Genomic DNA, 14,872 nt, shown 5'->3' on the forward strand with positions numbered 1-14,872 from the left:
CGTAGATGTAGGAGAAGTGAGGTCGGATGATGCGTACGCGTCCGCTGAAGGTGGCGCTGCTGGGCTGTGGAGTTGTCGGCTCAGAGGTGGCGCGCATCATGACGACGCACGCCGACGACCTCACAGCCAGGATCGGCGCCCCGGTGGAGCTCGCCGGGGTCGCCGTCCGCCGCCCCTCCAAGGTGCGCGAGGGAATCGATCCGTCACTGATCACCACCGACGCCACCGCGCTGGTCAAACGGGGCGACATTGACGTCATCGTCGAGGTGATCGGCGGCATCGAGCCCGCCCGCACCCTCATCACGACCGCCTTCGAGCACGGCGCCTCGGTCGTCTCCGCGAACAAGGCGCTCATCGCGCAGGACGGCGAGGCCCTGCACGCCGCCGCCGTCGAGCACGGCCGCGACCTGTACTACGAGGCCGCCGTCGCCGGGGCGATCCCGCTGATCCGGCCGCTGCGCGAGTCCCTCGCGGGCGACAAGGTCAACCGCGTCCTCGGCATCGTGAACGGGACCACGAACTTCATCCTCGACGCCATGGACACGACGGGGGCGGGGTACCAGGAAGCCCTCGACGAGGCCACCGCGCTCGGGTACGCGGAGGCCGACCCGACCGCCGACGTCGAAGGCTTCGACGCCGCCGCCAAGGCCGCGATCCTCGCCGGAATCGCCTTCCACACGCGCGTGCGTCTCGACGACGTGTACCGCGAGGGCATGACCGAGGTGACCGCCGCCGACTTCGCGTCCGCGAAGCGCATGGGCTGCACCATCAAACTCCTCGCCATCTGCGAGCGCGCCGCCGACGGCGGGTCCGTCACCGCGCGCGTGCACCCCGCGATGATTCCGCTCAGCCACCCGCTCGCCTCGGTCCGCGGCGCGTACAACGCCGTCTTCGTCGAGGCGGAGGCCGCGGGCCAGCTGATGTTCTACGGCCCCGGCGCGGGCGGCTCGCCCACCGCGTCCGCCGTCCTCGGCGACCTCGTCGCCGTCTGCCGCAACAAGCTCGCCGAGTCCACGGGGCCCGGCGACTCCGCGTACACCCAGCTGCCCGTGAGCTCCATGGGCGAGGTCGTCACGCGCTATCACATCAGCCTCGACGTGGCCGACAAGCCGGGCGTGCTCGCCCAGGTCGCGACGGTCTTCGCCGAGCACGGCGTGTCGATCGACACGGTCCGCCAGACGGGCAAGGACGGCGAGGCCTCCCTCGTCGTCGTCACCCACCGCGCGCCCGACGCCGCCCTCACCGGCACCGTCGACGCGCTGCGCAATCTCGACACCGTGCGTGGTGTCGCCAGCATCATGCGGGTTGAAGGGGAGTAAGCAGCAATGACCCACCAGTGGCGCGGAATCATCGAGGAGTACCGGGACCGTCTTCCGGTCTCCGGCACGACGCCGGTCGTGACGCTTCGCGAGGGCGGCACGCCGCTCGTGCCCGCGCAGGTGCTCTCCGAGCGCACGGGCTGCGAGGTCCACCTCAAGGTCGAGGGCGCCAACCCGACGGGGTCCTTCAAGGACCGCGGCATGACCATGGCGATCACCAAGGCCAAGGAGGAGGGCGCGAAGGCCGTCATCTGCGCCTCCACCGGCAACACGTCCGCCTCCGCGGCCGCCTACGCCGTACGCGCGGGGATGGTCTGCGCCGTCCTGGTCCCGCAGGGCAAGATCGCGCTCGGCAAGATGGGCCAGGCGCTCGTCTACGGCTCGAAGATCCTCCAGGTCGACGGAAACTTCGACGACTGCCTGAACCTCGCCCGCGGCCTGTCCGAGAACTACCCGGTGGCGCTGGTCAATTCGGTCAACCCGTTCCGCATCGAGGGCCAGAAGACCGCGTCGTTCGAGATCGTCGACGCGCTCGGCGACGCCCCCGACATCCACGTCCTTCCCGTCGGCAACGCAGGCAACATCACCGCCTATTGGAAGGGCTACAAGGAGTACGCGGCCGACTCGGTGTCGACGCACACTCCCCGGATGTGGGGCTTCCAGGCCTCCGGTTCCGCGCCCATCGTGCGCGGCGAGGTCGTCAAGGACCCCTCGACGATCGCCACCGCGATTCGCATCGGCAACCCCGCGTCCTGGGACTACGCCCTCGCCGCGCGCGACGAGTCGGGCGGCCTCATCGACGAGGTGACGGACCGTGAGATCCTGCGCGCCTACAAGCTGTTGGCGTCCCAGGAAGGCGTCTTCGTGGAGCCCGCGTCGGCCGCTTCGGTCGCCGGTCTGCTGAAGGCCGCCGAGCAGGGCAAGGTCGACAAGGGCCAGCGGATCGTCTGTACTGTGACAGGGAACGGCCTCAAGGACCCCGACTGGGCCGTTGCCGGCGCCCCGCAGCCGGTCACCGTGCCGGTCGACGCGGCGGCCGCCGCAGAACGCCTCGGCCTGGCATAACTGCCAGAACCACAGGGGAAACCCGCAACTCCGTACAGGGGGTGCACAGGGGGCTTACGACACGCATCGTGCGCCTCCTGTGCGCCCTATGTCGCCACAGAACCTTCCTTCGATAGGCTGTACCGAACCCGCCCCGCCGCATATGCCGCGGTGCCGCCGTTGTTCGCGGCCTTCGGGTGTTCCGTACATGTGGCACGTAGTAAAAATACGCAGCCTCAAAAACACGCAGCTCAAGGAGAGTCATCGAGCGATGGCCGGTCCCGCGTTCCGCGCCGCCGCCGTCCGGGTGCGCGTCCCCGCCACCAGCGCCAACCTCGGCCCGGGCTTCGACGCCCTGGGCCTGTCGCTGGGTCTGTACGACGACGTGGTCGTCCGGGTGGCCGACTCCGGCCTGAACATCGACATCGCCGGGGAGGGCAGCGAGACCCTCCCGCGCGACGAGTCGCATCTGCTCGTACGTTCCCTGCGTACCGCCTTCGACCTGCTGGGCGGACAGCCGCGCGGGCTTGAGATCGTCTGTGCCAACCGCATCCCGCACGGCCGCGGCCTCGGCTCGTCCTCCGCCGCCATCTGCGCGGGCATCGTCGCCGCGCGCGCCGTGACGATAGGCGGCGAGACCAAGCTGGACGACGCGGCGCTGCTGGAACTGGCCACCGAGATCGAGGGCCACCCCGACAACGTCGCCGCGTGTCTGCTCGGCGGATTCACGCTCTCCTGGATGGACGGGGGAGCGGCGCGCGCGATCAGGATGGATCCCGCCGATTCCATCGTTCCGGTGGTTTTCGTACCGGGAAAGCCCGTCCTCACCGAAACGGCCCGCGGCCTGCTCCCGCGCACCGTGCCGCACGTCGACGCGGCCACCAACGCGGGCCGGGCGGCCCTGCTCGTCGAGGCCCTGACCAGGCGCCCCGAGCTGCTGCTTCCCGCCACCGAGGACCGGCTGCACCAGGACTACCGCGCCCCGGCCATGCCGGAGAGCGCCGCCCTGGTGGAGCGGCTGCGCGCCGACGGCGTGCCCGCGGTGATCTCCGGCGCGGGCCCCACGGTCCTCGCGCTGGCCGAAGACAGTGCGGCCGACAAGGTCGCACGCCTGGCAGGAGAGGGCTGGGCGGCCAACCGTCTGGCGCTCGACGCCACGGGTGCGAGCGTGCTGCCGCTCGCGCCCTGACGCAGAAACACACGGAATCCGGGGTGTCCGGGTTCGAGAGGGGGAATGTTTGTTGGATCCGGTAGTGTTAATCTCAAGTCTGCACCCGACCCCACCATGGCGAGGTGCTTTGTGTCCCCGTCCGGGACAACCATTCTTCCGGGAGCCTCCCAAACTGTTCTGTGCCTTGCACTGAGCGGTCCTGAGCACGCTCCGGAACGGCGTGACCGAGCCGAGTGACACCGCACATCAGTGGCATCGCATCGGGAATCGCCATCACCAGTGAATTCTTCCGCCGCGTTGGCGGACCACCGCCCCGGCACGGTCCACATCACAGGGACCGCCGGACAGCACAACCGGTCGCCGAGCCAGACAGGCCGACGTCCGCTCCAGGGAAGGACCCTTCGTGAGCGACACCACCGATCTGATGGGCGTGACTGCCGACACGCCCGCCACGGACGCCTCTGCGGCGCCTGCCACCGGTGCTTCGGCCGGGTCCCGGCGGCGCCGCGGCACCGGCCTCGAGGGCATGGTGCTGGCGGAACTGCAGCAGGTCGCATCGGGCCTTGGGATCAAGGGCACCGGGCGCATGCGCAAGAGCCAGTTGATCGAGGTCATCAAGGAGGCGCAGGCAGGGGGCGGAGCCCCGGCGAAGAGCGCCGCCGCGGACACCGCAGAGACCAAGCCGAAGCGCCGCGCCACCTCGAAGGCCCGTACGGGCGAGGACGCCGCGGAGACGCCCGCCAAGGCGAGCAGGGCGGAGAAGGGCGAGGCCGGCAAGGCCGAGAAGGCCACCGCCAAGGCCGCCGCCCAGCAGCAGATCGACATCCCGGGCCAGCCGGCCAGCGACGACCAGCCGGCCGGTGAGCGCCGTCGGCGCCGGGCCACCGCCGACGCGGGCAGCCCGGAGACGGTCACCGCCGAGGCGAAGGGCGAGTCGAAGACCGAGGCCAAGGGCGACGCGTCCGAGGCCAAGGGCGGCGAGGGCGCCGGCGACAACAACGCCGAGGGCCGCCGCGACCGCCGTGACCGGCAGGGCCGCGGCCGCGACCGTGACCGCCGCGGCAACAAGGGCGACGACCAGCAGGGCGGCGGTCGTCAGGACCGTCAGCAGCAGGGCGGCGGTCGTCAGGACCGCCAGGATCGGCAGCGTGACAACGGGCCGCAGGATGACGACGACTTCGAGGGTGGCCGTCGCGGCCGCCGCGGCCGTTACCGGGACCGTCGGGGCCGTCGCGGCCGTGACGAGGGCTTCGGCAACGAGCCGCAGGTCTCCGAGGACGACGTCCTGATCCCCGTCGCGGGCATCCTGGACATCCTCGACAACTACGCCTTCATCCGTACGTCGGGCTACCTCCCGGGTCCGAACGACGTGTACGTCTCGCTGGCGCAGGTCCGCAAGAACGGTCTGCGCAAGGGTGACCACGTCACCGGCGCGGTCCGGCAGCCCAAGGACGGCGAGCGCCGCGAGAAGTTCAACGCGCTCGTGCGCCTCGACTCGGTGAACGGCATGGCGCCCGAATCCGGGCGCGGGCGGCCGGAGTTCAACAAGCTGACGCCCCTTTACCCGCAGGATCGGCTCCGTCTGGAGACCGACCCGGGCGTGCTCACCACCCGCATCATCGACCTGGTGGCGCCGATCGGTAAGGGGCAGCGCGGTCTGATCGTGGCCCCGCCGAAGACCGGCAAGACCATGATCATGCAGGCGATCGCCAACGCGATCACGCACAACAACCCCGAGTGCCACCTGATGGTCGTCCTGGTCGACGAGCGTCCGGAAGAGGTCACCGACATGCAGCGGTCGGTGAAGGGCGAGGTCATCTCCTCGACCTTCGACCGTCCCGCCGAGGACCACACCACGGTCGCCGAGCTCGCCATCGAGCGCGCCAAGCGTCTGGTGGAGCTGGGTCACGACGTCGTCGTACTGCTCGACTCGATCACGCGTCTGGGCCGTGCGTACAACCTCGCCGCCCCGGCCTCCGGCCGCATCCTGTCCGGTGGTGTCGACTCGACGGCCCTCTACCCGCCCAAGCGCTTCTTCGGTGCCGCGCGCAACATCGAGGACGGCGGCTCGCTGACCATCCTCGCGACCGCGCTCGTCGACACCGGCTCGCGCATGGACGAGGTGATCTTCGAGGAGTTCAAGGGCACGGGCAACGCCGAGCTCAAGCTCGACCGCAAGCTCGCCGACAAGCGCATCTTCCCGGCGGTGGACGTCGACGCGTCCGGCACCCGCAAGGAAGAGATCCTGCTCGGCAGCGACGAGCTCGCCATCACCTGGAAGCTGCGCCGCGTGCTGCACGCGCTCGACCAGCAGCAGGCGATCGAGCTGCTCCTGGACAAGATGAAGCAGACGAAGTCGAACGCCGAGTTCCTGCTGCAGATCCAGAAGACGACCCCGACGCCGGGCAACGGCAACGACTAGTCGTCCTCAGGAGTACGTACAGGCGTACTCAGCAGTCCGAAGGGCCGCCCCGTCACTGATGTGACGGGGCGGCCCTTTTGGTGCGGAACGAGACCGAAGCGAGACCTTGGCCACACACCTAAGAGATTCTTACGGTCACGGGCAGTAGTCCGGGGGTGCGCGAAAGCGCAGGTGAGGGGCCAGAAGGCAGTTCTGGTGCGCACGGTGCGTAGCTGTCGAACCCCGGGGCGCACACAGGCTGCTGTGCAACCCTTCAAGCGGTTTCCACGTCTGACAAGTGACGACAAACCACGCCTGACCCTGAAAGCAGGGGGTAACCGACCGACGAGGACTGAGGAGCACATGACCGACGAGAGCACGCCTGCGGATACGAAGCCGAAGCGCCCGCGCGGCGGAGGCGGCAGGCGCCGCAAGCCCCGCCCCAAGCGCAACAAGGTGCTCGTCGCCACGGCATGGACCGCGGCCTCGGTGGTCGTCCTCGGCGGAGCGGGTCTCGGCTTCGTGTACTTCAAGCTCAACGGCAACATCAGGGGCGTCGACATCAACGCCGCCCTCGGCACGGACCGCCCCCTGGACGTCGACAACGGCTCCCAGGACATCCTCGTCCTCGGCTCGGACTCGCGCTCCGGCGACAACGCCAAGTACGGCAAGGACGAGGGCGCGGCCCGCTCGGACACCGCGATGATCGTCCACGTCTACAAGGGCCACAAGAAGGCCAGCATCGTCTCCATACCCCGCGACACCCTGATAACCAGGCCCGAGTGCAAGTCCGTGGACGGCAAGACGACCGACCCCGGCGGCCAGCGGCAGATGTTCAACACGGCGTACGAGGTCGGCGGCCCGGCCTGCGCCGTCAAGACCGTCGAGCAGATGTCCGGCATCAGGATGGACCACTACCTCGAGGTCGACTTCACGGGCTTCAAGAAGCTCATCGACACCCTCGGCGGCGTCGAGCTCACCACGAAGAAGCCCATCAAGGACGACAAGAGCCACCTCGACCTCGACGCCGGGAAGCACACGCTCAACGGCGAGCAGGCGCTCGGCCTGGTCCGCACCCGGCACGGCGTCGGTGACGGCAGCGACCTGGGCCGCATCCAGCTCCAGCAGGCCTTCATCAAGGCGCTGCTCAACCAGGTCAAGGACGTCGGCGTCTTCAGCAACCCGAAGAAGCTGTTCGACCTCGCGGACGACGCGACCAGCGCCATCACCACCGACTCGGACCTGAACGACGTCAAGTCCCTCGCGAGCTTCGCCAACGGCCTCAAGGGCATCGGCGCCGGTGACATGAAGATGGTCACGCTGCCCGTCGAGTACGACCCCGCGGACCGCAACCGCGTGCTGCCCCTGGAGCAGGCGGGCAGGGAGGTCTGGGACGCGCTCAAGGCCGACAAGCCCATCCCCAAGTCCGCCACGGACAAGTCGGCGGGCGACAAGGGCTCCGTGGGCTCCGTCGTGAGCAGCGGCTGAGCGCCCGGAACAGAGCCCGGAACAGAGTCCAGGAATAGATCGGCCCCCACCCCGGTTTTGGGAGATACGGCCGGTCCTGGCAGACTGGTACGTCGGCCCCGGTTCACGTACGAGCAATCCGCGCGTACGACCCGGCGCCCTCCCGAAACTAGGAGACACCTTGAAGCGCGACATCCACCCCGAGTACGTCGAGACGCAGGTCAGCTGCACCTGTGGCGCGTCGTTCACCACCCGTAGCACGATCTCCAGCGGCACCGTCCGTGCCGAGGTCTGCTCCGAGTGCCACCCGTTCTACACGGGCAAGCAGAAGATCCTCGACACCGGTGGCCGCGTGGCCCGCTTCGAGGCCCGCTTCGGCAAGGCTGCAGGCGCCAACAAGTAGCGAGCCACTGCGCCGGTCATCGGCCGCCCTCGGGAGGGGGTGGCCGGGACCGGCGCTTTTGCCGTCCCGCAGCCAATTCGCGTAGAACCCTCGCGTAGAAAACCAGGAGCCCCCGATGTTCGAGGCGGTCGAGGAACTGATCGGCGAACACGCCGATCTCGAGAAGAAGCTCGCCGACCCGTCGGTCCACGCCGACCAGGCCAACGCGCGCAAGCTCAACAAGCGCTACGCCGAGCTGACCCCGATCGTCTCGACGTACCGCGCCTGGAAGCAGACCGGGGACGACATCGAGACCGCGCGCGAGTTCGCCGCCGACGACCCGGACTTCGCCGCCGAGGTCAAGGACCTGGAGCGGCAGCGCGAGGAGATCACCGAGAAGCTGCGGCTGCTGCTCGTGCCCCGGGACCCGTCCGACGACAAGGACGTCATCCTGGAGGTCAAGGCGGGCGCGGGCGGCGACGAGTCGGCGCTCTTCGCGGGCGACCTGCTGCGCATGTACCTGCGGTACGCGGAGCGCGTCGGCTGGAAGACCGAGATCATCGACGCCACCGAGTCCGAGCTGGGCGGCTACAAGGACGTCCAGGTCGCCGTGAAGACCAAGGGCGGCCAGGGCGCCACCGAGCCGGGACAGGGTGTCTGGGCGCGGCTGAAGTACGAGGGCGGGGTGCACCGCGTGCAGCGCGTGCCCTCCACCGAGTCCCAGGGGCGCATCCACACCTCCGCCGCCGGTGTCCTGGTGACGCCCGAGGCCGAGGAGATCGACGTCGAGATCCACGCGAACGACCTGCGGATCGACGTCTACCGCTCCTCCGGGCCCGGCGGCCAGTCCGTCAACACCACCGACTCCGCCGTGCGCATCACGCACATCCCCACCGGCGTCGTCGCCTCCTGCCAGAACGAGAAGAGCCAGCTCCAGAACAAGGAGCAGGCCATGCGTATTCTGCGGTCCAGGCTCCTCGCGGCGGCCCAGGAGGAAGCGGAGAAGGAGGCCGCGGACGCCCGTCGCAGCCAGGTCCGCACCGTCGACCGCTCCGAGAAGATCCGGACGTACAACTTCCCGGAAAACCGGATCTCGGACCACCGCGTCGGCTTCAAGGCGTACAACTTGGACCAGGTGCTCGACGGCGACCTCGACGCGGTCATCCAGGCCTGTGTCGACGCGGACTCCGCGGCCAAGCTCGCGGCTGCCTGACGCCCCCACATCTCTCGCACGACGCCCCCGGAGGACCAGCGTGAACCTGCTGCTCGCGGAAGTGGCCCAGGCCACCCAGCGGCTGGCCGACGCCGGCGTGCCCTCGCCGCGCAACGACGCGGAGGAGCTCGCCGCCTTCGTGCACGGCGTGAAGCGGGGCGAGCTGCACTCCGTCAAGGACGCGGACTTCGACGCCCGCTACTGGGAGGCGATCGCGCGGCGCGAGGCCCGCGAGCCGCTCCAGCACATCACCGGGCGCGCCTACTTCCGGTACCTGGAGCTGCAGGTCGGCCCCGGCGTCTTCGTGCCGCGCCCGGAGACCGAGTCGGTCGTCGGGTGGGCCATAGACGCGGTGCGCGCCATGGACGTGGTCGAGCCGCTCATCGTCGACCTGTGCACCGGCTCGGGCGCCATCGCGCTCGCGCTCGCGCAGGAGGTCCCGCGCTCGCGGGTGCATGCCGTGGAGCTGTCCGAGGACGCCCTGAAGTGGACGCGGAAGAACGTCGACGGGTCCAGGGTCAAGCTCTCCCAGGGCGACGCCCGTGACGCGCTCCCCGAGCTCGACGGGCAGGTCGACCTGGTGGTCTCCAACCCGCCGTACATCCCGCTCACCGAATGGGAGTACGTCGCGCCGGAAGCCCGCGACTACGACCCCGAACTCGCGCTGTTCTCCGGCGAGGACGGCCTCGACCTGATCCGGGGCATCGAGCGCACCGCGCACCGGCTGCTGCGCCCCGGCGGTGTCGTCGTCATCGAGCACGCCGACACGCAGGGCGGCCAGGTGCCGTGGATCTTCACCGAGGAGCGGGGCTGGGCGGACGCCGCAGACCACCCCGACCTCAACAACCGGCCGCGCTTCGCCACCGCCCGCAAGGCGATGCCGTGACCACCAAGACTTCAAGTCAGCAGTACGTGTACGAGGAGGCCCGCTAAATGGCACGGCGATACGACACCAACGACGCGACCGACCGTACGACCGGTCTGCGCGAGGCCGCGTCCGCCGTCCGCCGTGGCGAGCTGGTCGTGCTGCCCACCGACACCGTCTACGGCATCGGTGCCGACGCCTTCACCCCGGAGGCCTGCGGCGATCTCCTGGACGCCAAGGGGCGCGGCCGCAACATGCCGACCCCTGTCCTCATCGGCTCGCCGAACACGCTGCACGGCCTGGTCACCGACTTCTCCGAGTCGGCCTGGGAGCTCGTCGACGCCTTCTGGCCGGGCGCCCTGACGCTGGTCGCCAAGCAGCAGCCGTCCCTCCAGTGGGACCTGGGCGACACCCGGGGCACGGTCGCCATCCGCATGCCGCTGCACCCCGTCGCCATCGAACTGCTCACCGAGGTCGGCCCGATGGCCGTCTCGTCCGCCAACCTCACGGGCCACCCGGCCCCCGAGGACTGCGACGCCGCCCAGGAGATGCTCGGCGACTCCGTCTCCGTGTACCTGGACGGCGGACCGACCCCCGGCATCGTGCCGTCGTCGATCGTCGACGTCACGGGCAAGGTGCCGGTGCTGCTGCGTGCGGGAGCGCTCTCCGCCGAGGAGCTGCGCAAGGTCGTACCCGACCTCGAGGTGGCGAATTGACAGCCCCTGAGACGGGGCGTGGCATAGCGGGTTTCAGCGATACGTTCCGCATCCTCCACGTCAGCACCGGCAACGTCTGCCGCTCGCCGATCACCGAGCGGCTGACCCGGCATGCCCTGGCCGACCGGCTCGGCGACCCCTTCACGGGTGGCCTGATCGTGGAGAGCGCGGGCACCTGGGGCCACGAGGGCGCCCCCATGGAGACCAACGCCGAGACGGTCCTCGCCGACTTCGGCGCGGACGCCACCGGCTTCATGGGACGCGAGCTCCTCGACGACCACGTCATCCGCGCGGACCTCGTCCTGACGGCGACCCGCGACCACCGGGCCCAGGTCATCTCGATGGGCCACTCGGCGGGCCTGCGCACGTTCACGCTCAAGGAGTTCACGCGCCTGGTACGGGCCATAGACCCGACGACCCTGCCGGACCCCGACGGGGACGGCGTGGTGGAGCGTGCGAGGGCCCTGGTGCGGGCCGCGGCGGCGCTGCGCGGCTGGCTCCTCGCGCCCAGCGTGGAGGCCGACGAGGTGTACGACCCGTACGGGGCGCCCCTGCCGTTCTTCCGTTCCGTCGGCGACGAGATCAACCAGGCCCTCGACCCCGTGGTGACGGCCCTGACCGGGGTGACCGCACACACCTAGTGGCCGGGCCCGCGCGGCCCCGCCGTCGCGGGCCTACATTGGATCTGAGGTCACCCCCGCACGGCCCCGGAGCCCGCCATGTCGCTCAGCACGGTCAGCACGGAGGGCACCGCGCGCGCGGGCGCCCCCACCGCGTACACGGATCTCGACGCGCTGCGCCGACAGGACCCGGAACTCGCCGACGTCCTCATGGGGGAGGTCGTCCGGCAGTCCGACTCGCTGCAGCTGATCGCCGCCGAGAACTTCACCTCGCCCGCCGTCCTGACGGCGCTCGGCTCGCCGCTCGCCAACAAGTACGCGGAGGGCTACCCCGGCGCCCGGCACCACGGCGGCTGCGAGCTGGTGGACGTCGCCGAGCGGATCGCCGTCGACCGCGCGAAGGCCCTGTTCGGTGCCGAGCACGCCAATGTGCAGGCGCACTCCGGGTCCTCCGCCGTGCTCGCCGCGTACGCCGCGCTGCTGCGTCCCGGTGACACGGTCCTCGCGATGGGACTGCCGTACGGCGGACATCTCACGCACGGCTCGCCCGCCAACTTCTCCGGCACGTGGTTCGACTTCGTCGGCTACGGAGTGGACCCCGAGAGCGGCCTCATCGACTACGACCAGGTGCACGCCCTGGCCCGTACGCACCGCCCCAAGGCCATCGTCTGCGGCTCGATCTCCTATCCGCGGCACCTCGACTACGCCGCCTTCCGCGAGATCGCCGACGACGCGGGGGCGTATCTCATCGCCGACGCGGCGCACCCGATGGGCCTGGTCGCCGGGGGATCGGCGCCCAGCCCCGTGCCGCACGCGGACGTCGTCTGCGCGACCACGCACAAGGTGCTGCGCGGCCCCCGGGGCGGCCTCCTGCTGTGCGGGGCCGAGCTTGCGGAACGGATCGACCGGGCGGTCTTCCCGTTCACGCAGGGCGGCGCCCAGATGCACACGATCGCCGCCAAGGCCGTCGCCTTCGGCGAGGCGGCAACACCGGCCTTCACCACGTACGCCCATCAGGTGGTGGCCAACGCGAGGATGCTGGCGCAGTGCCTGGCCGCGGCCGGGTTCGCGATCACCACGGGCGGCACGGACACCCATGTGATTCTGGCCGATCCCGCACCCCTGGGAATGGACGCACGCACGGCCCGCGGCAGGCTCGCGGCGGCCGGGATCGTCCTCGACACCTGCGCCCTGCCGCACGGCGACGCCCGGGGCCTGCGGCTGGGAACCGCCGCTGTCACGACCCAGGGGATGGCCCCCACGGACATGGTGCGCATCGCCGGCCTGCTGGTCGACGCGGTGCGGGAGGACCCGAACGTACGAGAAGAGGTGCGTGAATTGGTGGGTGGATTTCCGCCCTATCCGGGCTAGGACGGGGTAGGCGCGTCCGTGGCGCCCGCGTACTCGTGCAACCATCGTCGCTACCCGGAAGTCCCCAACCGTATGCGCGCGAAGCTAGGGTGTGGGGCTGAGATGGCCAGCGATATCTGTGGGGATGCCCGTGCGTGAATACCTGCTGACGCTCTGCATCACGGCCGCGGTGACCTACCTGCTGACCGGCCCGGTGCGGAAGTTCGCGATCGTGGCCGGCGCCATGCCGGAGATCCGCGCTCGCGACGTGCACCGGGAGCCCACGCCCCGGCTCGGCGGTATCGCGATGTTCTTCGGCCTGTGCGCGGGACTCCTCGTCGCCGACCATCTGCCGAACCTGAACGCGGTCTTCGAGAACTCCAACGAGCCGCGCGCGCTGCTCTCCGGGGCGGCGCTGATCTGGCTGATCGGCGTCCTGGACGACAAGTTCGAGATCGACGCACTGATCAAGCTCGGCGGCCAGATGATCGCCGCGGGCGTCATGGTCATGCAGGGTCTGACGATCCTGTGGATCCCGATCCCCGGCGTCGGCACGGTCTCGCTGACCTCGGGACAGGGCACGCTCCTGACCGTCGCACTCGTCGTCATCACCATCAACGCGGTGAACTTCGTCGACGGCCTGGACGGCCTCGCGGCGGGCATGGTGTGCATCGCGTCCGCCGCGTCCTTCATGTACGCCTACCGGATCTGGTACGGGTACGGCATCGAGGCCGCGGCCCCCGCGACGCTCTTCGCCGCCATCCTCATGGGCATGTGCCTCGGCTTCCTGCCGCACAACATGCACCCCGCCCGGATCTTCATGGGCGACTCGGGATCGATGCTCATCGGCCTGATCCTCGCGGCGGGCGCCATCTCCGTCACCGGCCAGGTCGACCCGGCCGCGATGAAGCTGAACTTCGGCGGCACCCGCGATGCCACGCACGCGATGCTTCCCGTCTTCATCCCGCTCCTGATGCCGCTGACGATCATCGCCATCCCGTTCGCCGACCTGGTCCTCGCGATCGTGCGGCGCACCTGGAACGGCAAGTCGCCGTTCGCCGCGGACCGCGGCCACCTCCACCACCGGCTCCTGGAGATCGGGCACTCGCACAGCCGCGCGGTGCTGATCATGTACTTCTGGTCGGCGCTGATCGCCTTCGGCACCGTCGCGTACTCGGTGCACTCGACGAGCGTGTGGATCCTGCTCCTCATCGTGGCGCTCAGCGCGGTGGGCCTCGTGCTCCTGCTGCTGCCGCGCTTCACGCCGCGCACCCCGCGCTGGGCCGAGGCGTTCGTGCCGCCGCGCTACCGTCGTCGCCGCGCGGGCGAACAGGGCGTCCACGGCGGGGCGGAGGGGTCGCACGGGGCAGAGGGGGCCCCGATGGAATCGGAGGAGAAGACTCCGGTCGCCGCGGGCGTCAACGGAGCGACCGCGGTAGGCGCCCGTTCGCGCTTCCAGGATCGTCGTGAGGCGGGTTCGTCGCGCTGACGCGCGATGCGAAATCCCCGCAATAGCAGACAAGTTGACGCCGTGCATGCACAGACGCGCGGATTAGCTCTCATGTGTGACAGTGAGCACACTCAGCAGGTAAAGACCTCATCAAATAGTTTGTGATACGGTTCACGAAACCCCGGGATAGAGCCGAAGGACCGTAGTGCGACGGTCCATTGGCCCGAGGGACCCTCTCGACCCGGGTCTACGCTCGTCCATGACGACACCCTGCCCCCATCAGTAAGCGGAGCTGCCGCCATGCCGTCTCAAGACACCCGAAATCTCCTTCAGTCCGCTGTGCCCACAGCTGCCGCCGGCGCGATCGTCGCCGCGGTCAGTGGTGTGGTCGCGGGCGGCAAGGGAGCCATCGGGGCTGTCGTCGGCACCCTGGTCGTGATCGCCTTCATGGGGCTCGGTCTGTTCGTTCTGCAGCGGACGGCAAAATCGCTTCCGCAGCTTTTCCAGGCGATGGGCATGATGCTCTACGTCGCCCAACTCCTGCTGCTCCTCGTCTTCATGGCCCTGTTCAAGGACACGGAGCTCTTCAATCCGAAGGCTTTCGCGGCCGCGCTCGTGGTGGCGACCATCGTGTGGATGGCCGCACAGGCCCGTGCGCACATGAAGGCCAAGATCCTTTACGTCGAACCCGACTCCGGAAGCGACTCCTCCAAGAAGGACAAGCCGGAGAAGTCGGGGTCGTCCACGTGAAGGGTAGGGGCGGGATAAATGGCCGTTCGAGATGCTGCTATCGTCCGGTGCCAACTGCGGCACTGCTGGCGCGGGCATCTGAGCTGACGCCTGCACGATCGCGAGGCTCGATGCCTGAACGCCG

Annotated in this window: 13 protein-coding genes; all 13 read left to right on the forward strand. The window is 69.7% G+C overall.

The genetic code is table 11. The features are described from left to right. Positions 1-26 precede the first annotated feature (26 nt). The 13 genes from ACFWZ2_RS05325 (at position 27) to ACFWZ2_RS05385 (ending at position 14,748) form a co-directional block, all read left to right on the forward strand. Positions 27-1,319: a homoserine dehydrogenase gene (locus tag ACFWZ2_RS05325; protein WP_384542073.1), complete on the forward strand. Its 1,293-nt coding sequence runs from the start codon at positions 27-29 to the stop codon at positions 1,317-1,319. 6 nt (positions 1,320-1,325) lie between these two features. Further along, positions 1,326-2,384, forward strand: a complete 1,059-nt coding sequence (gene thrC, locus ACFWZ2_RS05330; protein WP_384542076.1) for a threonine synthase — start codon at positions 1,326-1,328, stop codon at positions 2,382-2,384. A gap of 250 nt (positions 2,385-2,634) precedes the next feature. Further along, entirely contained in the window at positions 2,635-3,552 is a 918-nt protein-coding gene (thrB, locus tag ACFWZ2_RS05335; RefSeq protein WP_384542078.1) for a homoserine kinase, read from the forward strand. 385 nt (positions 3,553-3,937) lie between these two features. Beyond that, positions 3,938-5,956, forward strand: a complete 2,019-nt coding sequence (gene rho, locus ACFWZ2_RS05340) for a transcription termination factor Rho (RefSeq protein ID WP_384542080.1) — start codon at positions 3,938-3,940, stop codon at positions 5,954-5,956. A 342-nt stretch (positions 5,957-6,298) separates the two neighbouring features. Beyond that, a complete protein-coding gene (locus ACFWZ2_RS05345) occupies positions 6,299-7,423 on the forward strand; it encodes an LCP family protein (RefSeq protein ID WP_384542083.1) in 1,125 nt (374 codons plus the stop codon). Positions 7,424-7,583: 160 nt separating this feature from the next. Next, on the forward strand, positions 7,584-7,805 hold the full coding sequence (gene rpmE, locus ACFWZ2_RS05350) for a 50S ribosomal protein L31 (protein ID WP_098244794.1): 222 nt from the start codon (positions 7,584-7,586) through the stop codon (positions 7,803-7,805). 115 nt (positions 7,806-7,920) lie between these two features. Next, positions 7,921-8,997, forward strand: a complete 1,077-nt coding sequence (gene prfA / locus ACFWZ2_RS05355) for a peptide chain release factor 1 (RefSeq protein WP_384542087.1) — start codon at positions 7,921-7,923, stop codon at positions 8,995-8,997. A gap of 40 nt (positions 8,998-9,037) precedes the next feature. Continuing rightward, on the forward strand, positions 9,038-9,883 hold the full coding sequence (gene prmC, locus ACFWZ2_RS05360) for a peptide chain release factor N(5)-glutamine methyltransferase (protein ID WP_384542089.1): 846 nt from the start codon (positions 9,038-9,040) through the stop codon (positions 9,881-9,883). 47 nt (positions 9,884-9,930) lie between these two features. Next, on the forward strand, positions 9,931-10,578 hold the full coding sequence (locus tag ACFWZ2_RS05365; RefSeq protein WP_384542092.1) for an L-threonylcarbamoyladenylate synthase: 648 nt from the start codon (positions 9,931-9,933) through the stop codon (positions 10,576-10,578). Next, positions 10,575-11,219, forward strand: coding sequence for a protein-tyrosine-phosphatase (locus tag ACFWZ2_RS05370; RefSeq protein WP_384542094.1), 645 nt, complete (start codon positions 10,575-10,577; stop codon positions 11,217-11,219). The genes ACFWZ2_RS05365 and ACFWZ2_RS05370 overlap by 4 nt, the downstream gene beginning before the upstream one ends. 78 nt (positions 11,220-11,297) lie before the next feature. Beyond that, positions 11,298-12,569, forward strand: coding sequence for a serine hydroxymethyltransferase (gene glyA, locus ACFWZ2_RS05375; RefSeq protein ID WP_384542097.1), 1,272 nt, complete (start codon positions 11,298-11,300; stop codon positions 12,567-12,569). A 130-nt stretch (positions 12,570-12,699) separates the two neighbouring features. Then, positions 12,700-14,037 (forward strand): MraY family glycosyltransferase, encoded by a 1,338-nt coding sequence (locus tag ACFWZ2_RS05380; RefSeq protein WP_384542099.1) that lies wholly within the window; start codon positions 12,700-12,702, stop codon positions 14,035-14,037. 261 nt (positions 14,038-14,298) lie between these two features. After that, positions 14,299-14,748 carry a hypothetical protein gene (locus ACFWZ2_RS05385; protein ID WP_384542102.1) on the forward strand — a complete coding sequence of 150 codons (450 nt, stop codon included), beginning with the start codon at positions 14,299-14,301 and terminating at the stop codon, positions 14,746-14,748. Positions 14,749-14,872: the final 124 nt, after the last annotated feature.

The sequence above is a fragment of the Streptomyces sp. NPDC059002 genome (assembly GCF_042740435.1).
GTDB lineage: Bacteria > Actinomycetota > Actinomycetes > Streptomycetales > Streptomycetaceae > Streptomyces.